At 27.6% G+C, this 23,876-nt stretch carries 18 protein-coding genes; 4 read left to right on the top strand and 14 right to left on the bottom strand.

The annotated features are described in order from the left end of the window. Positions 1–450: 450 nt before the first annotated feature. Together KGF45_RS09255 and KGF45_RS09250 are read left to right on the top strand one after the other, a co-directional pair. On the top strand, positions 451–1,815 hold the full coding sequence (locus KGF45_RS09255; RefSeq protein WP_227828828.1) for a sodium:solute symporter family protein: 1,365 nt from the start codon (positions 451–453) through the stop codon (positions 1,813–1,815). A 23-nt stretch (positions 1,816–1,838) separates the two neighbouring features. Then, positions 1,839–2,492: a TetR/AcrR family transcriptional regulator gene (locus tag KGF45_RS09250; protein ID WP_227828829.1), complete on the top strand. Its 654-nt coding sequence runs from the start codon at positions 1,839–1,841 to the stop codon at positions 2,490–2,492. Positions 2,493–2,613: 121 nt separating this feature from the next. Here the strand turns inward: KGF45_RS09250 and KGF45_RS09245 are convergent, their stop codons facing one another. The 10 genes from KGF45_RS09245 to aroD all read right to left on the bottom strand — a co-directional run bounded on the left by KGF45_RS09245 (position 2,614) and on the right by aroD (position 15,546). Beyond that, positions 2,614–3,396, bottom strand: coding sequence for an alpha/beta hydrolase (locus tag KGF45_RS09245; RefSeq protein WP_227828830.1), 783 nt, complete (start codon positions 3,394–3,396; stop codon positions 2,614–2,616). Positions 3,397–3,494: 98 nt separating this feature from the next. Next, positions 3,495–4,661, bottom strand: coding sequence for an AI-2E family transporter (locus KGF45_RS09240; protein ID WP_227828831.1), 1,167 nt, complete (start codon positions 4,659–4,661; stop codon positions 3,495–3,497). Between the two features lie 146 nt (positions 4,662–4,807). Beyond that, positions 4,808–6,172 (bottom strand): aldehyde dehydrogenase, encoded by a 1,365-nt coding sequence (locus KGF45_RS09235; RefSeq protein WP_227842341.1) that lies wholly within the window; start codon positions 6,170–6,172, stop codon positions 4,808–4,810. Positions 6,173–6,380: 208 nt separating this feature from the next. Continuing rightward, positions 6,381–6,920: a flavodoxin domain-containing protein gene (locus KGF45_RS09230; protein ID WP_227842339.1), complete on the bottom strand. Its 540-nt coding sequence runs from the start codon at positions 6,918–6,920 to the stop codon at positions 6,381–6,383. Between the two features lie 232 nt (positions 6,921–7,152). Then, a complete protein-coding gene (hflX, locus tag KGF45_RS09225; protein ID WP_413840276.1) occupies positions 7,153–8,424 on the bottom strand; it encodes an HflX GTPase family protein in 1,272 nt (423 codons plus the stop codon). 652 nt (positions 8,425–9,076) lie between these two features. Then, entirely contained in the window at positions 9,077–10,909 is a 1,833-nt protein-coding gene (locus KGF45_RS09220; RefSeq protein ID WP_227434881.1) for an ABC transporter ATP-binding protein, read from the bottom strand. Next, entirely contained in the window at positions 10,902–13,148 is a 2,247-nt protein-coding gene (locus tag KGF45_RS09215) for an ABC transporter ATP-binding protein (RefSeq protein WP_227841332.1), read from the bottom strand. Before KGF45_RS09215 ends, KGF45_RS09220 begins: the two co-directional genes overlap by 8 nt. Positions 13,149–13,215: 67 nt before the next feature. Next, complete coding sequence (locus KGF45_RS09210) at positions 13,216–13,677, bottom strand: MarR family transcriptional regulator (RefSeq protein WP_227842335.1); 462 nt, start codon at positions 13,675–13,677, stop codon at positions 13,216–13,218. A 309-nt stretch (positions 13,678–13,986) separates the two neighbouring features. After that, positions 13,987–14,553 (bottom strand): beta-class carbonic anhydrase, encoded by a 567-nt coding sequence (locus KGF45_RS09205; RefSeq protein WP_227828837.1) that lies wholly within the window; start codon positions 14,551–14,553, stop codon positions 13,987–13,989. Positions 14,554–14,778: 225 nt separating this feature from the next. Beyond that, positions 14,779–15,546 carry a type I 3-dehydroquinate dehydratase gene (aroD, locus tag KGF45_RS09200; RefSeq protein WP_227842333.1) on the bottom strand — a complete coding sequence of 256 codons (768 nt, stop codon included), beginning with the start codon at positions 15,544–15,546 and terminating at the stop codon, positions 14,779–14,781. Between the two features lie 496 nt (positions 15,547–16,042). On the opposite strand from aroD, the gene KGF45_RS09195 reads away from it, so the two are divergent. Then, on the top strand, positions 16,043–16,951 hold the full coding sequence (locus tag KGF45_RS09195) for a LysR family transcriptional regulator (protein WP_227828839.1): 909 nt from the start codon (positions 16,043–16,045) through the stop codon (positions 16,949–16,951). A gap of 78 nt (positions 16,952–17,029) precedes the next feature. Here the strand turns inward: KGF45_RS09195 and eis are convergent, their stop codons facing one another. After that, entirely contained in the window at positions 17,030–18,241 is a 1,212-nt protein-coding gene (gene eis / locus KGF45_RS09190; protein WP_227828840.1) for an enhanced intracellular survival protein Eis, read from the bottom strand. Between the two features lie 413 nt (positions 18,242–18,654). On the opposite strand from eis, the gene KGF45_RS09185 reads away from it, so the two are divergent. After that, complete coding sequence (locus tag KGF45_RS09185) at positions 18,655–19,287, top strand: CatB-related O-acetyltransferase (RefSeq protein ID WP_227842331.1); 633 nt, start codon at positions 18,655–18,657, stop codon at positions 19,285–19,287. A 225-nt stretch (positions 19,288–19,512) separates the two neighbouring features. Here KGF45_RS09185 and KGF45_RS09180 read toward each other — a convergent pair whose 3' ends face one another. From KGF45_RS09180 to KGF45_RS09170, 3 genes are all read right to left on the bottom strand, one after another. Further along, positions 19,513–21,513 carry an FAD-dependent oxidoreductase gene (locus KGF45_RS09180; RefSeq protein ID WP_227842330.1) on the bottom strand — a complete coding sequence of 667 codons (2,001 nt, stop codon included), beginning with the start codon at positions 21,511–21,513 and terminating at the stop codon, positions 19,513–19,515. 334 nt (positions 21,514–21,847) lie between these two features. Then, entirely contained in the window at positions 21,848–22,717 is an 870-nt protein-coding gene (locus KGF45_RS09175) for a radical SAM protein (RefSeq protein ID WP_227841054.1), read from the bottom strand. A gap of 97 nt (positions 22,718–22,814) precedes the next feature. Further along, entirely contained in the window at positions 22,815–23,672 is an 858-nt protein-coding gene (locus tag KGF45_RS09170) for an alpha/beta hydrolase (protein WP_227828844.1), read from the bottom strand. Between the last annotated feature and the right edge of the window lie 204 nt (positions 23,673–23,876).

Below are 23,876 nucleotides of genomic sequence, written 5' to 3'. Positions count from 1 at the left end.
TATATATTTTTATTAATATATGCATCTAAAGTGGCACTAAAACATATATTTCAAATTATTTCATCAAAATTCTAGTTATTTTAAATCATCATAAATTTATTCAAGAATAATTTTTATGCTATATTTATATACTACAAGTAGATATTAAAAATATTTTTCCGCCTTTTAAATCCCTTTTATTTTTATACATGTACTATTGATTTTAAAATAAAAGCATGTTACAATTACAAAAAAAGAATATATCAAGTAAACGTTTATTATAATCTTTAATTTCAGAATTTTCAATTTTCTTATTTTATCTAACTTTTACATAACATCATATGTTAAATTATTGTAGCTACACTAATCCAAAGCCAGTTAAAATCAATATTGTCTTACTTTTATATAAAATATATTTAAAATATATTTTATAAATTTTATTTAAAAAATATTATATAAGGAGAAAAAATTATGTTACTTTTAATTGCTACGTGTGCAGTGTACATATGGATTGGTTTTTATTTTTCTAAAAAAGTTAAAACAGCATCCGATTTCCTAATTGCGGGTAGAAATCTTCCTTTACCCATACTTGCTGCAACTATTGCTGCTACATCTTTTGGGGGAGGATGTTTGGTTGGTGGAGTTCAATGGGGAGCCGAAAGAGGACTATGGGTTGGTATGTACTCTACTATAGGTGCGGCTTTAGCTTGTTTTGTAAATGCATTTTTTGCAGGAAAATTAAGAAGCTTATCCTGTGATATAACACCTGCTGACTATATTGAAACTAGATATGGTCATAGTATATTCTTAAGAGCTTATCAATGTCTTGTAACACCAATATCAATATTAGCTATTATGGGCAGTCAATTAATATCTTTTGGTTCTGTATCTACTGCATTTGGTATTCCTTATGATATAGCTGTAATTGTAGGAGTCATAGTAATCATTATATATACTTATGCATCAGGAATGTGGGGAGTTGCAGTATCAGCATTTATTCAACTAGCTATTTGTGTAGTATTTTTGCCAATAGTGGCTTATATAAGCTTAAAATTAGTTGGCGACAACCCTTTACTTATGTTACAATCAATGGTAAAAGAACCATTCTTCCCAGGAAATAAGTCGCTTAGTGATTTTATGTATACAGTTTTACCATTGGTTTTAGGCTCAATATTTTCTTATGAAAGTTTTTTGAGATACCAATGTGCTGATAATGCTAAAAATGCAGTTAAAAGCAGTGTTATTGCAGGATTTATACTATTATTTCTTGCTTTCCCTATAGGCATAATTGGAGCTATTGGTGGTAGTTTATTTCCAAACATATCATCTGTTCAGGTTTTACCTCAAATGATATCAACAACTCTACCTCCTTTAATTTCGGTATTATTCTTAGCTGCTATATTAGCTGCCATAATGTCTACAGCTGACTCATTAATGACCTCAATGAGTGCCATAATATCGAGAGATATTTATAATAAATTATTGCATCCTAATATAGAGTTTAATGATTTAAAAAATACTCTTAAATACTCTCAAATTGCCTCAGCTTTAACAGCTATAATAGGAGCAGTTATAGCACTCAAGTTTGACAGTTTATTAGAACTATTGTTTTGGCCAGCACCATTATGTACAGGCGTAATATTTGCACCATTTGTCATTGGTCTTTCCTGGAAAGGTGCTACAAAAAAAGGAGCTATCTGTGCTGTTATAGTAAGTGCAATATTAGCATTTTTAAATATGATTGGCATCCTCACTGTCTTTGACAGAATCCTAGTACCTATAATAGGTGGTTCGGTTACGATACTTATAGTTAGCAAATTTTCAAAAAAAGATTGAAAAGAAAGGTATACACAGTAAATATGTCAAAATCAGAAAAAGGTAAGGAAACAAAAGCTAGTATTATAAGTGCTGCTAGAGAATTATTTTTTGAACAAGGTTATCACAAGACAACAACTAGGCAAATTGCAGAAAGAGCCAATATAAATTTAGGCTTAATAAGTTATTATTTCTCAAGTAAAAGTGAAATCGGAGCTATAATATATGAAGATATAAGGAATGAAATGCAATCTTTAATCTATAATTATCATGAAGAAGGTACAATGATGATGTTCTTTCTTGCTATGAATGCTGACCTTTGTTTTCTTTTAAAAAATGAAGCGTATAGAAACTTTTATTTAGATATAGCTTATGAGGAAGCTATTTTAAGCTATCAACGAAGTGTAACTGAAATGGTCATGAAAAGATATGTTAATGAAAAAGAATCTATAGAACATGACGAATTGATACTTTCTTGTATTGGTATACTCGCTATGAAACCAGAGATAATTAGGGTCTATACTTCACATAAATATGATATATCTTCTCAATCTGTAATAAAATATTTTACAAAACAGTTTCTAATTAACCTTGGTCACAGCACTGATTTATGCGAAGATATTTTAGAGGAATTAAGTAAATACTATATAGATATAGTTGATAATTTTACTCCAATAATAACTCGCATAAGAACTTAATAAAATTTTATTGAACTTTTTAGAGACTGAAATTTTGAAATCATAATTGCATTTTAATATTTCAGTCTTTATTACGTTTAAAAATATTTTATAGTGTTTTGCCCTAATGACAATAAAGTACTTATCCAATTACATCTATAAATTTTTTTATCCACAAATCCCATAGACGCCATTCATGACCACCAACACACTCTTCATATACAATATCAACATCTAAAGATTCTGCATATTTTTTAAAGGTTTGGTTATTCTTATATAAAAAATCCCTATCACCACAAAATTGATAAATTTTGGGAATATCTTTATTACTCTCTTTAAGATTCTTAAGTATGTAAAGTAAATCATTCTCACTATTTCTAGCATCTTCTGGTTTTCCAAAGTCATGGAATAGAATATCAGCATTTGTTTCTATTTGCTGATTTTCCAACTCGTGAATCATATCAGGTGAACCAGAAAAACTTGCTACAGCTGAAAATTCATTTGGTTTTGAAAGTGCTAATTTTAAAGCCCCATATCCTCCCATAGACATCCCAGCTACAAAATTATCTTCTCTCTTATCTGATAAAGGAAATATAGCTCTAACAAATTTAGGTAGCTCTTCACTTACAAAGGTGAAATATTTATGTCCATACACCATATCTGTGTAAAAACTAGTTTCTACTCTTGGTATTACTAAAGCTATATTTTTACTTTTGGCATAATGTTCTACATTAGTGTATCTAATCCATGAACTTTGGTCATCTTCCAGCCCATGAAATAAGTACAAAGTTTTAAACTTACCTTCAAAATCATATATTTCTTTACCAGTAAAAAGTTCTTTTCCATTTGCTACAGGTAAAACTACGATTATATCAGTTTCTCCTCCTGTATATTTTGATTTAAATTTACATTCTATAAATGCCACAAAAAACACCTCTTCTATAATGAATTTATTATCTAAAAAGCACCAAGATTTTAGCTGTCTCAGTGCTTTAAATATTTTATTAATTTATATATTTTTAACTACATATAATCAGAAGTATCTGTTGGTAACCCCTTTTTATCTAATTTACCCTCAATAACATCTTTAATTATAGAATAAATTACTGCAAATAGAGGAACTCCTATTACCATTCCAACAAAGCCTAATAATTTACCTGCAACCAACAATGAGAATAAAATCCAAAATGCAGATATCCCAATTGAGTCTCCAAGTATTTTAGGTCCTATAATATTTCCATCTATTTGTTGTATTATTAATATAATTAACAATAACCATAGTGCTTGTATTGGAGAAACAAACATTACTATTATTGTAGATGGTATTGCTCCAAACAGTGGTCCAAAGAATGGAATAATATTTGTAATACCAATTATTACTGATATTAATAATGCATATGGCATTTTTACTACTGTAAGTATTACAAATGTCAAAATACCTATAATAAATGAATCTAATATCTTACCACCTAAAAATCTACCAAATGTATAGTTACTTCTGTGAGTTAATTCTAGAATTTTAGCAGCTTGTGTTTCTGTAAAAAGTGCATAAGTTATTTTTTTACTTAATCCATAGAATTTTTCTTTATCAATTAGTAAATATACTGAAACAATCAATCCTAGTACAATATTCCATATGCTAGAAGCTATATTCTTCAACATGTTTCCTAATATTGGTATTAAGTCTGTTACAAATTTTATAATGTATGTGACAAATTCATTCCATTTATCTACTGCTAAATTAAAGTATTGTTCATCAAGATTTAAATCAGTCATTAATTTATCAAGAAGCTTAGTTGCGTTGTTTACATACATAGGTATATCATTTGCTAATCCAACAATACTCTCAATTACTTGAGGTAATACGAATTGCATAAATAAGTAGAGTATCAATGCAGCTGTTGCATATGTTAATAAAAGGCCCAATCCTCTTTTTGATTTTTGTTTTAGTTTTTTTAATTTTTCACTTTTGATAAAAAGCCTTTCTTCATAAAATTTCAGAATAAAATTCAGAAGATATGCAATAGCAAACCCTATTATAAATGGCTGTAATGTTGTAAACATAATATCTAAATTGTTAGAGAATACATCAATTTGTGATGATACAAGATAGAATATAATACTACAAGCAGCTATTATAAACGTATAAATTGCTATTGTCGTGTACTTTGTATTCCAATTAATTTTCATTTGTTCCTCCTTATTTCTATATAATTAAATTTTATCACAAAATTACTACTTTTATAACAAATATGCCAAATTAAAATTTTTAATTTGATAAAATATAATCAAAATATATATTTTTAATTTGATTTGTATTTTTTCTACAATATAGTTTACATCATTTTTTTAAGAATTTTAATTAATTTATCATTATATGGTGCATATCTAATAGGAATATCTAAATTTAATTTTTTTAATACACTTTTATAATGAGTAAATGTATCAAATCCTGCTTTACCATGATATGAGCCCATACCACTTTCACCAACACCCCCAAATGGTAAGTAATTAGTAGCTATATGGATAACTGTATCATTTACACAACATCCTCCTGCTGGAATCATTTCTAAAACTTTATTTTCCAGATACTTATTTTTTGTAAATATATAAAGAGCTAGTGGATTTGGTCTTTGTATAACTTCTTGTATAGCTTCTTCTAAACTTTTATATGTCAAAACAGGAAATACTGGTCCAAATATTTCCTCCTTCATTATATCATCATCCCAACTAACATCACCTATTATAGTTGGGTCTATTTTTAATGTATGGTTATTATAATTACCACCATATACTACCTTTTCCATATCAATAAGGGATATTATACGTTTAAAATGTTTTTCATTTATGATTTTAGGAAATTGTTCATTATCACATGGATTCTCTCCAAAATACTGTTCAATATAATATTTTATTTTCTCTATTAACTCATCTTTTTTATTCTCATGTACTAAAATATAATCTGGAGCTACACAAGTTTGTCCTGCATTTATTAGTTTTCCCCATGTCAATCTTTTTGCAGTAAGATTTATATCTGCATCTTCTAATATAATACAAGGGCTTTTTCCTCCTAGCTCTAAAGTTATAGGAGTTAAATGCTTTGATGCTGCTTTCATAACTACTTTACCTACAGCAGTACTTCCTGTAAAAAATATATAATCGAATTTTTCTAAAAGTACTTTTTCGCTTTCTTCTTGGTCACCTTGAACTACTGCAATATATTCTTTTGAAAATATACTTTCAAGTATATCTTTAATTATATGTGAAGTTGATACAGAGTACTCAGAAAGTTTTATTATTGCACAATTTCCTGCTGCTAATGACCAAACTAATGGTATAAGAGCTAATTGAAATGGATAATTCCAAGGTGACATTATAAGTGTGACACCATAAGGTTGAGGAATAATCTTAGATATAGATGGAAAATTGACCATACTTGAACGAACTCTTTTCGTTTTGCTCCATTTTTTTATATTTTTTATAGCAAAATTCAACTCACTATATAAAATACCTACTTCTGTCATAAATCCTTCAAAATTTGATTTATTTAAATCCTGTTTTAATGCCACTAGTATTTTATCTTCATTTTGTAATATAGCTGACTTTAGCCTTTTTAACTGTTCTAAACGAAATGATACATCTCTTGTTTTACCTGTATTATAGTATTCCCTTTGCATCATTACTAGCTTATTTATATCCACTATTTAAAACCCCCTCTTTAAGAATTTAGACTACTCTATTTTTAAAACAAATTGTTTAAATTTCTATTAATATCATTTTTATACAATAATAAATTCTTATCAATATAACATAAATTTACAAATAAAAAAAGCCCCCCTTTTAGATACAGGAGAACTAATAAAGAAATTGTATTTTTAAGAATTAACTACTCTATAAACTACAATATAGTTATAAATTTGTGTTTTGAAGTTTATCCACATAATCAAGTATTGGATTTAGATACTTTTTATCACACCAATCAAAATCTTCTCCCAATAATAAAGGAGCTTCTATTGGATTAAAACCCTGATGTTGTTTTTTAGCTATTGACTTTTTAAGAAAACTACAAAGAGTAGTATCAAGCCATGACATTTTTGTTTCATCCCATTCACCACGACAATAAAAACAAGGAATATTATTCAACTTATCCTTAAAATTAACTTCTTTCAATTTTCTTATCACTGAATCATCATATGGAGATGCTCCTACACCAAAAACAATTAGATTTTTACCTGCTAATTTCTCATAATGCTTTTTAAAAAAAGAAATTCCTGCTATATTGCAAGCATAAAGACCTCCTCCTAAAATAATTGTATTGTAATCTATAATCTTTTCTAGATTAATATCCTTAATTTCAAAAATATCACAAGCTAATGATTCTGAAAGCCATTTAGCATATTTTTTTGTTGAACCATACTTACTTTTATAAATTATCACTGTATTTTTCATGTCAATTATCTCCTTAATATTGATAGTAGCTATAATCAGTAACTAGTTACCTTATATTATATTAATTAATTACTTTTATGTCAATAATCTTATTTTTTATTATATATAATAAAGCGGTATAGCTTAGATAGCTATACCGCTTTATACAAATTATAATTTATAATAATTTTACAACTTAACTCTAAATTAACTGCTTTAAGTAAATTCTAGATTACAATACCTTTTACAAAGTTTATTCTAAAACATACTTTTTATACTTGTTATATTCTATATTACTACATTCTACATCTAAAAGAGTTCCCTCTTCCATATATTCTGTATTTATGACACTTGTATTATTATTAAAATAAGAAGCTACATGCCCTTCACTGTACGGAATCAAAAGCTTACATCTTACATAATCTTTAAATATACTATCACAAATACATTTTATCATTTTGTCTATATTTATATTTTTTTTGGCTGAAACAAATATCCCTTCCTTGCCTATATCATCTACAATATCATTTAATAATTCTTCCTGAACTAAATCAATTTTATTGTAAACATTTATTATAGGGATATCATTTGCACCAATTTGCTTTAAAGTATCTTCTGTTACTTTAATATGATTTTTATAGCTTGGATTTGAAACATCAATAACATGTAATAACACATCTGCTTCGCATGCTTCTTCTAATGTTGACCTAAATGCTTTTACTAAATCATGTGGTAGATTACTTACAAATCCAACTGTATCAGACAATAAAAATTCTTTATTATCTGGAAGAACTATGTTTCTAATAGAAGTTTCTAATGTCGCAAATAGCATGTTTTTTTCAAATACTTTCTTTTCTTCAGAGTTTTTAAATATATCAACTAATTCATTCATTATTGAAGATTTTCCAGCATTTGTATATCCAACTAAAGCTACATTTGGAAGATTCGATTTTTTTCTCATATTTCTTTGAGTTTCTCGTTGGAATTTTAAATCATCTAATTCCCTGTTTAGAGAAGTTATCTTTTCTTCTATTCTTCTACGATCAAGCTCTAATTTCTTTTCACCAGAACCTCTATTTTTAGTACCTACTCCACCACTTTGACGCCCTAAATTTTCATTTGAGCCTATAAGTCTTGGTAACATATATCTTAAGCTTGCTACTTCCACTTGAAGCTTGGCTTCTCTAGTTTTTGCCCTTTGTGCAAATATATCAAGTATTAATGCTGTTCTATCTATAATTTCACAGTTAAATTTTTCTTCAAGGTTTTTAAGCTGTGATGTAGAAAGCTCATTATAAAATACAACTATATCCGCTTTTTCTTGCTCTATTAAATTTAATAATTCTTCAACTTTACCTGTACCAATATAATATGCTCTATTAACCTGCTTTGCATTTTGAGTTATACTTCCTACAACATCAATATTACATGCTAAACATAAGTTTTCAAGCTCAATCACTAGTTCATTAAAATCCTCAGATTTATTATTTATATTTAGTCCTACTATTATTCCTTTTTTTGCCATATCCATATTCTCCTTATATACTATTTTTTATTTAATATATAGCACGAGATTATGGCTCTATAATTAAATTCGTTAAGAATTTGCTTGTTTAATTTTATCCTTAAATTATACTTCTAATTTAATATTATAATAACCATAATCGTGCGTTATTTTCTTAATCTTATATAAAAAATCACTTTAAAACACCTCTCCTCAATTATATTATGTAGTTTTTTCAATAAAAAAACTCCTTATAAATCTAAGTAATACAAAACAAGCTACTTACATTATAAGAAGGATTAAAATTCTAAATATATATTAAAAATATGCCAATCTAGTTGACTAATATGTGATTATTATATTATATTTAACCCAATTCTTAAATTTAAGTAGTTTTTTACACAACTAATAAAAGTAACTAAAATACACAACTTTACATAATTGTTAACTATTAAAATTAAATTTTATTATTAATAAAATTTAAAGAATACGATTAAATATACATTTTGATAATCACCTCCAACATTTTCCTTACTATATATTATAACAAAATACATACTTTGTAAATACATAAAAAATAGATAAGATTATATCTTACAAAATATAATCTTATCTACCTAGTTTATTCTATATTTATCTCATAACGATACTAATATTTTAAAGTAAATTCTTACTACATTGCTTCGTCTTCTTCAAATTGAGAATTGTAAAGATTAGCATAGAATCCACCTTTCTTTAGAAGTTCCTCATGGTTTCCTTGTTCAACTATATCTCCTTCATTCATAACAAGAATCATATCAGCATCACGTATAGTTGATAATCTATGTGCTATAACAAAGCTTGTTCTACCTTCCATAAGATTATCCATAGCTTTTTGAATTAATACTTCTGTTCTAGTATCAACAGAACTTGTAGCTTCATCCAATATTAAGATTTTAGGGTCTGCTAAAATGGCACGAGCTATAGTCAATAATTGTTTTTGACCTTGAGAAACATTACTTGCTTCTTCATTTAATTTCATGTTGTATCCATCTGGCAATGTTTTGATAAATCTATGAACATGTGCAGATTTAGCTGCTTCTATAACTTCTTCATCTGTAGCATTTAGTTTACCATATCTTATGTTTTCCATAATCGAGCCACTAAATAACCATGTATCTTGAAGAACCATACCAAACATTTCTCTAAGCTCACTACGATTGAAATCTTTAATATTATGACCATCAATTAGTATTGAACCACTATTAACATCATAAAATCTCATTAAAAGCTTAACTATAGTAGTTTTACCTGCTCCTGTAGGTCCAACAATAGCAACTTTTTGACCAGGTTTAACATTTACTGAGAAATCATTTATTATAGTCTTATTTGAATTATATCCAAAATTGACATTTTCAAAATCAATCTTACCTTCTAAACCATCTATTGAAACTGCATTTTCAACAACTTGGTCTTCTTCTTCCTCTTCTAAAAACTCAAATACTCTTTCAGAAGCTGCTGCTGTTGACTGTAGTAAGTTAGCAACCTGTGCAATCTGAGTCATTGGTTGTGTAAAGTTTCTTACATATTGTATAAATGACTGTATATCTCCAACCTCAATTGTCTTCTTGATTGCAAGCCAACCTCCTAAGATTGATACCATTACATACCCTAAGTTTCCAATAAACATCATAAGTGGTTGCATTATCCCTGACAAAAATTGAGATTTCCATGCTGAATTATACAAACTATCATTTAATTTATCAAATTCATTAATTGCTTCTTCTTCACGATTAAATGCTTTTACTATTGTTTGACCACTATAAGTTTCCTCAACTTGCCCATTTACATTCCCTAAATATTCTTGTTGAGATCTAAAGTATTTTTGTGATTTCTTTACTATTCTTGAAATTACAAACATTGATATTGGTAATATTAAAATTGCCACTAATGTCATAATACCACTTATAGATAGCATCATTATCAAAACACCTATCATAGTTGTTACTGATGTTATAAGTTGTGTCATACTTTGATTTAAACTTTGATTTAGAGTATCTATATCATTTGTAATTCTTGATAGTATTTCACCATGTGTTTTAGTGTCAAAATACTTCATTGGCAATCTATCTAGTTTTACTGAAATCTCTTGTCTTAAATTATAGGATACTTTTTGAGAAATTCCACTCATTATGAATCCTTGTATAAAAGAGAATAGTGCACTTACCAAGTAAAGGCAAAGTAATAATGCTAAAATTTTTCCAATTGCATCAAAATCTATACCTACATTGCCTCCAGAAACTTTGCTCACTAATCCTTCAAATATCTTTGTAGTTGCCTTACCTAAAATTTTTGGACCTACTATAGAAAACGATGCACTACCAATAGCAAATACAATTACCAAAATTATTGATATTTTAAATTTAGATAAGTATGCAATTAGTTTTCGCATGGTCCCTTTAAAGTCATTTGCTTTTTGTCCTGCTCCTATAGATTTTCCCATAGGACCTTTTCCCATTCTACTCATTAGCTAGCTCCTCCTTTGAAAGTTGTGATAAAGCTATTTGCTCATAAACTTCGCAATTTTTTAGAAGCTCTTTATGTGTTCCTATTCCAACTATTTTTCCTTCATTTAAAACAACTATTTGTTCTGCATGCAAGATGGTACTAATTCTTTGTGCAACTATTAATACTGTACTCTCAGCAGTTTGTGATTTTAAAGCTTTACGAAGAGCTGCATCAGTTTTTAAGTCAAGAGCCGAAAAACTATCATCAAATATATAAACTTCTGGATTTTTTGCTATTGCTCTTGCAATAGAAAGTCTTTGTTTTTGACCTCCAGAGACATTTGTTCCACCTTGAGAAATTTCAGTTTTAAAAGCTTCTGGTTTAGAATCAATGAATTCTGTAGCTTGAGCTATTTCAGCTGCAGCTCTCATTTCTTCATCTGTTGCGTCTTTTCTACCATATTTCAAGTTGGATTCTATAGTACCAGAGAACAATACTCCTTTTTGAGGTACATATCCAATTTTTTCTCTTAAATCATGTTGAGAAACATTTTTTATATTAACTCCACCAAATAATATTTCCCCCTCAGTAACATCAAAGAAACGAGGAATTAAATTTATAAGAGTAGACTTCCCACTACCAGTGCTTCCTATAAATGCAGTTGTTTCTCCTGGTTTTGCTGTAAAGGATATATCTGTCAATATAGCTTCTTCTGCATCTGGATACATGAATGAAACATTTTTGAATTCAACAAGACCTTTTTTATCTTCTTTAAATTCTTGTACTTTTGATTTTTCTGGGTCTTTGATACTTATATCTGATACCAATACTTCATCTATACGTGTAGCTGAAACAGACGCTCTTGGAAGCATAATAGATATCATTGATATCATCAAGAATGACATTATTATCTGCATTGTGTATTGTATAAATGCCATCATATCTCCAACTTGCATTGCTCCAGAATCAACACTATATGCACCTCTCCAAACTATAAGAACTGTAATAAGGTTCATTATAAGCATCATAGCAGGCATCATACATGTCATAACTCTATTTACAAAAAGATTTGTTTTAGTTAAATTTTTATTTGCTTCATCAAATCTTTTTTCTTCATGTTTTTCAGTACTAAAAGCTCTGATAACTGGAATACCTGTAATTATCTCACGGCTTACTAAGTTTAACTTATCAACAAGCTTTTGAACCAATTTAAACTTAGGCATAACAACTGAGAATAATACAATTATTAAAGATAAAATAGCTACTACTGCAACTGCTATAATCCAAGCCATTGAAGTATTAGTATTTAAAACTTTTATTATTCCTCCTATAGCCATTATTGGAGCATAAAAAACTATTCTAAGTAGCATAACCATCAACATTTGTATCTGTTGAATATCATTTGTACTACGAGTGATTAGTGATGCTGTAGAAAACTCATTCATTTCACTATTTGAAAATGACATAACTTTTCTAAAAACTCCACTTCTTAAATTTCTTCCTACACTTGCTGCTACTCTTGCTGCTAAAAATCCAACTGTAATTGTAGCTACCATACTAATCATAGCTATACCAAGCATTTTTGCACCAGTAAGTAAGATATAATTATTTTGCATATTTTCTGTATCAATACCTATTTTTTCATATTCTGCTTTTACATATGATACTGAACTTTGTGTTATCATACTTTCTGGCATACTTTCAAAGCTTTTGCTCATCTCTTTAGTTAATTTGTCTAGTTGTTCTATTGGCATCATTGATAACACTTTAAATATATCAACTTCTCCACCTTGAGTCCCTTGTGTAGGAAGTTGACTCATTATCTGAGATTTCATTGCTTTTACTTCTTTACTATCTCCTTCAAGACCTGATACAATTAAAATAGATTTACCAAAAATACTATTTAACTCATCTATAGTATCTTTGTCTTTAGTATTTAACTCATAAAGAGATTCGTCTTTTAAATTTGGATACTTATCTTTATACTTGCTGTAATCTTCCTTATTCAGTAAAGTGTAATTATCTAATACTTTATCCTTATTATCTTTATCCATAAATAAAGTAATCTTATCTAGTTCACTTTTTCTAATTATAGATGGAACAGAGTTTTCTACTCCACCTTGCTGTATACCTATATTTACTATATTAGATGTATATTTTGGTAAAGAAAGGTCACATACTGCTTGAACCACCAATAAGCATACTATTACTACTATTGATAAGGCTGACTTCTTTAAATATTTAATTAATTTAAACATACACTTCTTCCCCTCTGTAATATTAATTAGTCTAATAGCATTAAATTGAAAAACATTGTTTTAAACCTTAAAAATATTTTTCATGCTCATGTTTATGACATCCTACTTTCAAATTGTCTCTAACTTGCATTAGGAGTCTTCTAAGTACTATCTTTTCTTCTTCACTAAACCCTAAGAAGAATTCTCTTTCTAATTCTTTGTTAAATTCCTCTACTTTGTTACATACTTCTAGACCTTTATCTGTTAAAAAAATCCTAGAAATTCTTTGGTCCTTTTCATCTTGTTTTCTTTCTACAAGCCCAGCTTTTTCCATTCTCTTTACCATAACTGTAGTTGTAGATGCTTTTACTTTTCTTTTATCTGCTAATTCTTTTTGACTTTGGCCATTTTTCATCTTAAGAGAAAATAGTATTTGTGGCTGACCATGGTACAAACCTAATTTATCAAAATAAAAATGAGTTCTTATAAAATATATTCGCATCAATTGCAAAAAAACATCATTTAATTTTTCTTCAGAATTACTATTCATACTTACCCTCCTTATTTTTATATTACTTAGTCGGCTAATGATTATTTTACTATAACATATGCATTTTTTCAATATATTTATAAAAAATTCATATAAATTTCATTTATTAAATATTTTTTTATTAATTGATTATGATTTTAATAAATAATAGTAAGTTTTTTAATTAGCTAACTACTTATATTTTTCATTAAAAACCTTAAGATAAACCTTTTCATAAATTTATCAATAAAAAAAGTTGTCTCAAAATAAAATAAATTTTGAAACAACTTCTTATTTAATAATATATTACTTATATATTATAACAGTATATTATTTATCCTCATATCCATTTACAACAACATCTATTTTTCCAGTTTCTGGTGATATAATCAAACCATGCACAATAATTCCTTCTGGAATTAAAGGATGATTTTTTATTAAATTAATACTATCTTTTACAGAATCTTCTGCTGAATCAAATCCATGTAACCATTGTTTTGTATCAATTCCGGCACTACGAAGTGTAAGTATTACGTCATTTGATATTCCTCTATCTAAGATTTTATTTAGTAATTTATCTGTATCCACATTGCACATACCACATCCATGGTGTCCTACAACCATAACTTCATCCACATCAAATTCATAAATTGCAACTAAAATACTTCTCATAATACTTCCAAATGGATGCATTATAGTAGCACCTGCATTTTTTATCAGTTTAACATCTCCATTTTTAAGATTCATAGCTTTAGGTAAAAGTTCAGTTAATCTTGTATCCATACAAGATAAGACTACTATTTTTTTATTTGGATGTTTTGATGTTGCATACTGTTCATATTCTTTATTTTCCACAAATGATTTATTATACTCTAATATCTCTTCAAGTTTTCGCATATGTAATCTCACTCTCTATAAAAATTTTTTATATTATTATATCACTATTGGACTACAATATATACATATATAATTTAATTTATATTTATCAATTATTTTTATAAAATTATTACTTTTCCATAATTTCACATATTAGTTATATTAATAATATTACCTACTAAATCTACAAAATCATATTTTATAGTACATCATCAACCTTCATCATATATAATCAATACTTTTAAATTAATTAATACTTTTATGTAATATGTGTAGTATTGAATTTAGTTCTTCAACTGATATTTGACCTGGTGCAGAAACCTTTTTAGCTGCTCCAAAAGTCAATGAAGAGCCAAATATTTCTCCACACAAACGACTTATAACTCCCATTCCTGCCATAGACATAGTTATTATTGGTCTATCTGCATAAACTTGAACCATTTCATTTGTAGCTGTAAGCAACACTAGAACATCTCTTTCATTTTGTGGCATAACAGCTATTTTAGGTAAGTCTGCTCCTAGTTTTTGCATTTTGCATAAACGACATATAATTTCTTCTTTTTTGGGAGTTTTATTAAAATCATGATTTGACATGACTACTTTTACTTCTTTTTTATGAGCAAACTCGACTATTTCATTTACAATTTCATCTCCCATAAATAGCTCTACATCTATTAAGTCTATTAATCCTGTATTAGAAATTTCCTTATTTAAAATAGTATAATAATCTTTTGATATTAATTTTTTTCCACCTTCTTTTATACTTCTAAATGTAAATAATAGAGGTATATCTGGTATATATTTTCTTAATTCGTTAAGGACCTCTTTAACTTGTTGAATATTTTCTACATTCTTAAAGAAATCAACACGCCATTCTACAACATCCAAACAAATTCCCTTTAAGTCATTAACTTCTTCAATAATTTCTTCTTTAGTTTTTCCAACTATTGGTACACAGATTTTAGGTATACCTTCTCCTATTCTAATATTTTTTACTTGTACTATATTTTTCATATTTCTCCTCCACAAATATAGAAGTTTTATCAGATTTTATATTCATTTTATTTCACAGTATTATTATATCGTAAAAATACTATAAGTCATAACAATACTAATTCTACAGTAATATTTCATTTTATCCTTAAAGTAACAATTCTTATAGTATGTAAATCATTTAATCACATGTATTTTTGCTATATCTATATTTTAAAAGTTTGTATTACTCAACTTATAGTAATTTCAAATCCATTAATATATTTAAATTTTTAAGTGTTTAAAAAATTCAGTACTATATATTTTTTTATAATCTATATAACCATAAAGGTTAAATATACTTACATTTAATTTTTTTACACTCTTTCTTGTAATTTCATTATATTATTTAAGTATTATTAATATAATGCATATTATTCTTAATATTAATAGAATTAATCTATGAATTATGGTATAATATGGTATAATTATGTAGAAATAACTCGAATTTCATTACTTATGAAGGGATTGAATATCAATGAACCTAAATCATTTGCATTACTTTAGAGTTTTAGCCAAAGTTGAACACTATACAAAAGCAGCTACACAATTGTCTATAACTCAACCAAGCTTAAGTCATGCTATATCTGCTCTTGAAAAAGAGCTGGGAACCTTTTTATTTGAAAAACAAGGTAGAAATGTTCGTTTGACTAAATATGGTAAGTTTTTTTTAACTTATGTTGATAAAGCATTGGGTGAATTAGAAAGAGGAGAAAAAAAGCTTAGAGAATATACCAGTATATCAAAAGGTGTTATAGACTTAGGATTTATTTATACATTGGGAGCTTACTTCATTCCAGATATACTTGGTAAGTTTTTAGAAAAAGAGTTAAATAAAAATATTTCATTTTCATTTGGCCAAGGTACCACTAAAAAGATTATCCAGGGTTTAAAAGATGAAAAGTTTGATTTAGCATTTTGCTCTTTTGTTCCAAATGAACCCAACATAGATTTTACATCTATACTTCAGGAGGAATTGGTTGTAATAGTACCATATAGCCACCCTCTGGCCTCAAATGATAGTGTAGACTTAAAAGATACAAAGGATTACCCTTTTATATTCTTTAGTGAAGATAGTGGAGTTAGACCAATTATTGATAATCTCTTTGAAAAAGTTGATGTAAAGCCACAAATTATATGTGAAACAGAAGAAGATACAGCTGTTGCAGGTTTAGTTTCTATTAACTACGGTATAGCAGTCGTTCCCAATATTTTTGCTCTTAAATATTTTAATGTAAAGGTTTTATCAATAACAAATCCTATACATGAAAGATACATATATTTAGCTACAATGAAAAATAAATATTTAACTCCTGCTGTTAATAGTTTTAAAAACTTTATTATTAATTATAGTAAAAACAATAATCTAATTGATAAAATGGAATAAAAATACGTTAAAAAGGGATTGTTTCAAAGTAAATACTCTGTACAATCCCAGATATATTTTAAAATTTATTAAAGTTTATTAGAAATAATCTGAGAAATATGGATTTTCACGTTCAATAAGATTTTCTAATAAATCTGCTACTTCTTTATCACAAATAATTCTTTTTATTCTATGAAGATAAGTTGGTCTTTTGTAACTAAGCAACATAGTTGTAAGTGTTTGTATGTCAAGTTTCAAGTCATACTTATCACCACCATCAATTAACATACCTTTACCCTCTTTAGAAACATTTAATGTAAACACTCCTGTATTCCAATCTAATAAAGGGTCTTCTAATTGAAAGACTAACTTTACTTCATTTTCCTGTTCTTTAAATGGATACTGGTTTATAAATTGTTCTATATCAACAATTCTACCCATAAAGTATGGTTTTATATTTTCTTCTATATCTCCATCTTCAAGTAAAAATGCCAATGGTTCATCTGTATATGTATTCCCAACCACTTTATTTATCATTGAAAAGTGAGCACTTATAAAATTCCATAATCCTGTACGTGCCTCTTCTTCTACAAATACCATTTCTTTAATATAGAATATTTCATCAGAAATCCAATATAACACATAACCTTGTGCTTCATGGTTTTTATCATAATAAATTGCACATGTTAAGTCATCTAAATCCCAACGCCAGTATTCTTCCCATGCTAACTCACTTCTAATCATAGACGCATGGCTCTTTTTAGAAAAGCGTTCATAAACATTTCTGACATCTTCGTGTTCTATACTTACACGCTCAACTTCTCCTGATACCACTTTAGGTTTTGGTAACTGAGTATCTTTAATTTCAAAAGATATCTTATCTGATATTATTTCCCATCCCTTACGACGATAATATGGAATTGAGTATGGAAATAAATAAGATATAGATTGTTTTCTTTCTCTCATATCTGTTAATGCTTGTCGCATCAATTTATCCATAAGACCTAAATTAGAATATTCTGGATATGTTCCAACACCAGTAAGACCACCCATATCGTATTCTTGACCAAATATATTGATTTTAAATGGATAAACAGCTATTTGAGATACTAATTTATCCTCATCAAACCAACCAAATACATCTGCTTGTCTTAATACAGGTAGTTTAGCAAGGGTTATTTCTCTTTCCTCCCAACCTACTTGTTGTAAATCATGGTTTGTCACTTGAAATACATAACGTAACAATTGATTGAATTGTTGTAAATGCTTAGTTTCTACTTTCTTCATTTCGAGTCTCTCTAGTCGACTCATAATAAAACCTCCTAAAAAATAAATACATATAAATACTATCTATTTATATAATATAGATAATAAATTTACATAAATACTACATAAATATTTATATAAGCATAATTCTATCATACCCAATATATTCTAGTCAAATCACTATTGAAAATTAAAGTTTAATTCAATAATAACGTTATTTAACTTAATAAAAAATACTTTCTATTTAGTATATCTTAAATACTTGTAATTTTTTATCACTTTGATATAATCAAATAAATAGACAATTATCATAAAATACGACTTAGTTAAAAATATTTTATTGAAAATAAAATAATAAACTATAAATAAGTAATATGTAAGGAGTGATTCTATGAAGAGATGTATTGTAATAATGGGATAGTCAGGAAAATAACATAATATAAAGGAGAGATTTAAACATGACTATTCCAAATTCAGATAAAATATATCCAAGAAGTAACGATTATCAAACTGTATATCTTAAAAATGTGATTACAAGAGACAATATAAAAGTTGGAGATTATACAATATATAACGACTTTTATAATGACCCAAGAGATTTTGAAAAAAATAATGTACTATATCAGTATCCTATAAACAATGACAAATTAATAATCGGAAAATTTTGTTCAATTGCATGTAAAGCAAAGTTTCTAATGACTAGTGGAAACCACACAATGAAATCACTCTCTACTTATACATTTCCAATCTTTTATGAAGACTGGGGTTTAGACATAAATCATATAACAGATGCTTGGGACAATAAGGGTGATATTGTAATTGGAAATGATGTATGGATAGGCTATGATGCTGTAATTATGTCAGGTGTAAAAATTGGTGATGGTGCAATTATTGGAACAGGAGCTGTAGTTACTAATGATGTCCCTCCATATTCTATTGTTGGTGGAATACCTGCAAAAATTATAAAGAAAAGATTTAACGATGATATAATTTCAAAATTATTAAAAATTAAGTGGTGGGATTGGTCATATGAAAAAATCCAATCAAATATTCAACATATTCAATCAGGAGCTATTGATAAATTAGTTTAATATTTTATGACTAATTTATCTTAAAACGAGATTTAAGGGAAATCTTTTTAGGAATTCCCTTAAATCTACTATATTACCAATAGTACTCTTTGATATAGTTAAAATTAAAAATAGTACTAAAGTTATAAAACAAAGATGAATTAACTTTTCTAAGATTACTTTATTTTTATTATTTATTCTCTACAAAAGATTTGACTTTTCTAAAATTGTCTTTTTTATCTATTATCATAGAAGATTTAACTTTTCTAAAGTTGTTATTATATTTCTTCCTTCTCTAACTCCATCTATTATTCTTCTAGCTATTTTACTATCTCCTATATTTATAACTTCCACATTTTTAGCTTCAAAATGTTTCTTTAAATCATTCAAAATTGGATTATTAGATTTCATTCCTAAACATATAAATCCATAATCAAAATCTAGCAATAACTCTTCTTTATCCTTCTTAACTTTAAAATTATCATCCTCAACTTCCAATAATGCTGTATTTGTATAAACATCAACATTGTAATCTTTTAACATCTTCATCATTGTAACCTTTGTTATAGGGTCTAAATCTTTTCCTACCACTGGTAACATCTCAACTATAGAAGTTCTAGCCTTATTTTCCGAGAAAAATTCTACAACATCTAATCCAACAGCTCCACCACCCACAACTACTACTTTCTTATTTTCTAAGTCTTTTATTTTAAAATCTTCTATATCATTAAATAGCTTAAATATTGAACTCACCTTTCCATTTTCTTGGTCTATCCTATCCAACAAACCAGTTATTGGTGGAAGTAATGGTTTTGAACCTGTAGCATTTATAATTATATCGGGTTTTAAATTTTCTATAAATTTAATATCAGCTTTTGTATTTTTAAAAACAATTAAATTTTTTAATTTATTAACTCTCTGTTTTAAATACTTTGGAAAATCATTTATTCTACTTTTATCTGGAAAAGTTGATATTGTCTCAGCAAGCCCTCCTATATCTACTTTTTCTTCTAATAAAAATACATTACATCCCACCTCTGCTGCTGTGGCTGCGGCTTCAAGACCAGCCGTTCCTCCACCTACAACAACTACATTTGTTGTCTTATTTACTTTTCTCTGTTTATATTCTTCTTCATTTATTAAGTCTGGATTTACTGTACATCTTATAGGTCTATTTGCTCCAATTCTATTACCTGCACATCCTATATTGCATGAAATACACTTTCTTATTGAATCTTCTTTTCCATTTTGCACTTTTTCAACCCAATTAGGGTCAGCTATAAGCCCTCTTCCCATACCTATAAAATCCGCTTCATTATTTTTAAGTATTTTTGATGCTATTTCTGGGTTTCTTATATTTCCAGTTATTATTGTTGCTTTTCCAAATCTTTTTTTAACTGCTTTAGACATATATGAACGCCACCCATCTTCTAATGTCATTGTATCGATTTGAAATTGTATAGAATCATTTAATGCTGCTGATACATTATATATATCTACTTCTTCATTTAAATATTCAAGAAGCTTTAAAGTATCATCTAAAGTATTTCCTCCTTCTATAAATTCATCAGCACTTACCCTTAAAGATATAGGAAATAATGCTCCCACTTCGTCTCTAACTTTATCAATTACTAGTTTTGCAAATCTCGCTCTATTTTCAAGACTTCCACCAAATTCATCTGTACGCTTATTGTAAATTGGAGATAAAAATTGACTTATTAAATATGAGTGCCCAGCGTGTATCTCTACAGCATCAAAACCAGCTATTTGAGCTCTTTTTGCTGCCTTCCCATATTTTTTAGCTATATTTAGGATTTCTTCTTTCTTTAATTCTCTGGGTATTGTTCCTCCATTTTTTGAAGGTATATTAGAAGAAGATACTGGAGTTAATCCATTTATTCTCTCTGGCATAGCTGAAGCACCTGAATGATTAATTTGTATAGCTACACATGCACCATGTTTATGTAAATTCTCAGTTAGCTTATATAAGGCAGGTATGTATCTGTCATGGTCTATTCTTATTTGTGTAGTTCCATTAGAACCTAAAGGAAAATCTACACAAGCATTTTCTACAATTATAAGTCCAGTTCCACCTTTAGCTCTTTGTTCATAATATTTAATGTGCTCATCTTTAAATTCTCCACTTTCTCCACCAAAGTTTGTTCCCATTGGTGGCATAACTATTCTATTTTTTACATTCATCCTTTTTATAGTTAATGGTTCAAAGATATTTTGATATATTTTCATTTCTATTCCTCCACACGTTTTTATGTTTATAGTTTTTGTAATTTAAATTTATGTCTCTATTATAATGCGTGGAAATCTATTAATCCAGTGCATATTTTTATCATTATTGATAGATTTTTTCTATGATTTCATAATTATATTCCTTAACAAAAAAGGAGCTGTCTCAAAATAGAGATAAGCCTCCTTTTCATTGTTGAAATGATGAAAATATATTTGATTTCATACAAAAAAGAGTGCCTCATGAACTAAAAAGTTCATTCTGAGACACCCCACTTAAAATCTAGATAATTTAAATATTTTACATCTACACATATATATTAATGATATTTAAATTTTACAATCTTCTATATTCTTCTCTTTTTAATTTTAAGTTACTTAGATAATAATCTATCTCATCAATTAGACGTTGTTTATCCTCAGGTAATATTCCTTTTAAGTTAACATAATTTGAGGCATGATTACTTCTAAATACAACTTTTTCATTGGTATCTATATTTTTTATCATTTCTTTAATTTCTTGTAGTACAGCCTTATCTTCCAATACTTTAAATTCACCAGATTGAAGTAAATCGTAAAGTTCAGTATTAGGTTCTACCATTAAACTCAATACACCTACATAATCTGGGGAAATTGCTCCTAGCATTTTTCCTGTATCAACTCCATGTTGATGTGTTTTTTTAGTTCCTCCAAGACCTGCTATTACAGTAGCTGATAATTTAATACCATTTTTCTTAACTTTTCTACCAACTTTTATCAGTTGTTCGCTATTAAATCCTTTTTTAATATCTTCTAATACCTCATCATTTCCACTTTCAAGTCCTAGATAAATCATCTTAACACCAAGTTCTTTTAACTCTTTAAGTTCATCATCAGTTTTTTTCTCTATAGACTTAGGAGAGCCATATAGAGTAATTCTTTCACACTCTGGAAAAACTTCTTTTATATATAATATTATATCTCTTAATTTTTCCATTGGTATTATCAATGCATCTCCATCTGCTAAAAATATTCTGTCTACATTTTTATAATGTCTTCTAAATATATCAATTTCATTTTTTATTACTTCTAATGGTTTTATTTTAAATTTCTTTGATTTGTACATGCTACAAAATGTACATTTATTATGAGAACATCCTAGTGTGACTTGTATTATAAGACTATAAGCCTCACTTGGTGGTCTATAAAGTGGCATATCATATTCCATATTAAAATCCCCCTTGTAATCCAATCTTAGTTTTATTATATTAATAATATCTACTTAAAATAATACTTTATATATATTATAAACTTCAAGCTTTTGTTTAAGATATATTATTTAAAAATTTAATAATACTATTTGCAGTAATCTTAAGCTGTTTTTCTTGACTTATAATAGCATCATTGTCGCCCTTTTGTTTTCCATAATCTCCAAATTGTGCATGATTTCCCCCTTCAATTTCAACATAAGTTGTATCATCAGGAAGTTTTTCTTTTGCTTCTATAAGGTTTTTAAAGTTAACTACTCCATCTTTACTTCCCCATATAGATATAACCTTTTTGCCTAACTGTCTTAGTTCATTGCCCATTGGATAAGAAGATAAAAACACAACTCCATCAATTAATTTATTGTCACGTGCAAAATTAGATGCAACAACTCCGCCTAATGAGTGCCCTCCTATTACCCAATGTTCTATGTTACTGTAAGAATCCATAACTTTCTGTGCTTTATTAGTTCCAAGTATAGCTAGATTAAGTGGCATTTTTACAATTACCACTTCATATCCACTTTCTGCTATTTTTCTTGCAAGTGGTGCATATGATTCAATTTCTACTTTAGCTCCTGGATAAAAAATTAGACCTTTAGAAACTTTTCTACCCTTAGGTGTAAATGAAATATTTTCATTTATGGTTACCTCGACTTTACTATTACTAACTAGTGCTTCTTTTGCTAGTTTTTGAGGTTCATATGTTTTGTTTATCCATATGAAAAAACTAAGCAGAATCAATACAAACAGTATACCTATTCCCATGAATATTTTCTTTTTTATATTAAATTTTCTATTATCATTTTTATCATCTTCGTTTTCAACCTCATCATAAAGTAAAGGTCTTTCAAGTTCCATAGTTATACTAAATGTATCATATTTCTTATCACGCTTTACCTTTACATCTTTACTCATAAATCTAACCCCCATAATATTTGAATACTATTATAGTTTATCCTAAGTAAATTGTTTTTTCAACTAATGAAAAAAATCAATATTTTAACCTTTTTCACACAAAATTCATAACTATATGTTTTTTGTTTTTAATATACTATTTTCTTTTAACATTGTATAAAAGAAAAAGTCATATACTTTGCTTTAAAGCTATGACTTATTATA

Origin of the sequence: Clostridioides sp. ZZV14-6154, assembly GCF_020657785.1 — a bacterium.
Taxonomy (GTDB): Bacteria; Bacillota; Clostridia; order Peptostreptococcales; family Peptostreptococcaceae; genus Clostridioides.
Note: the sequence above shows the minus strand (reverse complement) of the source record. Positions and strands in the feature narration are given on the sequence as shown.

What these genes read in the sequence shown, in the direction of transcription:
- KGF45_RS09255 (WP_227828828.1), top strand. Translation starts at nt 451, where the DNA reads ATGTTACTTTTAATTGCTACGTGTGCAGTGTACATATGGATTGGTTTT.
- KGF45_RS09250 (WP_227828829.1), top strand. Translation starts at nt 1,839, where the DNA reads ATGTCAAAATCAGAAAAAGGTAAGGAAACAAAAGCTAGTATTATAAGT.
- KGF45_RS09240 (WP_227828831.1), bottom strand. Translation starts at nt 4,661, where the DNA reads ATGAAAATTAATTGGAATACAAAGTACACGACAATAGCAATTTATACG.
- KGF45_RS09230 (WP_227842339.1), bottom strand. Translation starts at nt 6,920, where the DNA reads ATGAAAAATACAGTGATAATTTATAAAAGTAAGTATGGTTCAACAAAA.
- hflX (WP_413840276.1), bottom strand. Translation starts at nt 8,424, where the DNA reads ATGGCAAAAAAAGGAATAATAGTAGGACTAAATATAAATAATAAATCT.
- KGF45_RS09220 (WP_227434881.1), bottom strand. Translation starts at nt 10,909, where the DNA reads ATGAGTAGAATGGGAAAAGGTCCTATGGGAAAATCTATAGGAGCAGGA.
- KGF45_RS09215 (WP_227841332.1), bottom strand. Translation starts at nt 13,148, where the DNA reads ATGTTTAAATTAATTAAATATTTAAAGAAGTCAGCCTTATCAATAGTA.
- KGF45_RS09210 (WP_227842335.1), bottom strand. Translation starts at nt 13,677, where the DNA reads ATGAATAGTAATTCTGAAGAAAAATTAAATGATGTTTTTTTGCAATTG.
- KGF45_RS09205 (WP_227828837.1), bottom strand. Translation starts at nt 14,553, where the DNA reads ATGCGAAAACTTGAAGAGATATTAGAGTATAATAAATCATTTGTGGAA.
- aroD (WP_227842333.1), bottom strand. Translation starts at nt 15,546, where the DNA reads ATGAAAAATATAGTACAAGTAAAAAATATTAGAATAGGAGAAGGTATA.
- KGF45_RS09195 (WP_227828839.1), top strand. Translation starts at nt 16,043, where the DNA reads ATGAACCTAAATCATTTGCATTACTTTAGAGTTTTAGCCAAAGTTGAA.
- eis (WP_227828840.1), bottom strand. Translation starts at nt 18,241, where the DNA reads ATGAGTCGACTAGAGAGACTCGAAATGAAGAAAGTAGAAACTAAGCAT.
- KGF45_RS09185 (WP_227842331.1), top strand. Translation starts at nt 18,655, where the DNA reads ATGACTATTCCAAATTCAGATAAAATATATCCAAGAAGTAACGATTAT.
- KGF45_RS09180 (WP_227842330.1), bottom strand. Translation starts at nt 21,513, where the DNA reads ATGAAAATATATCAAAATATCTTTGAACCATTAACTATAAAAAGGATG.
- KGF45_RS09175 (WP_227841054.1), bottom strand. Translation starts at nt 22,717, where the DNA reads ATGGAATATGATATGCCACTTTATAGACCACCAAGTGAGGCTTATAGT.
- KGF45_RS09170 (WP_227828844.1), bottom strand. Translation starts at nt 23,672, where the DNA reads ATGAGTAAAGATGTAAAGGTAAAGCGTGATAAGAAATATGATACATTT.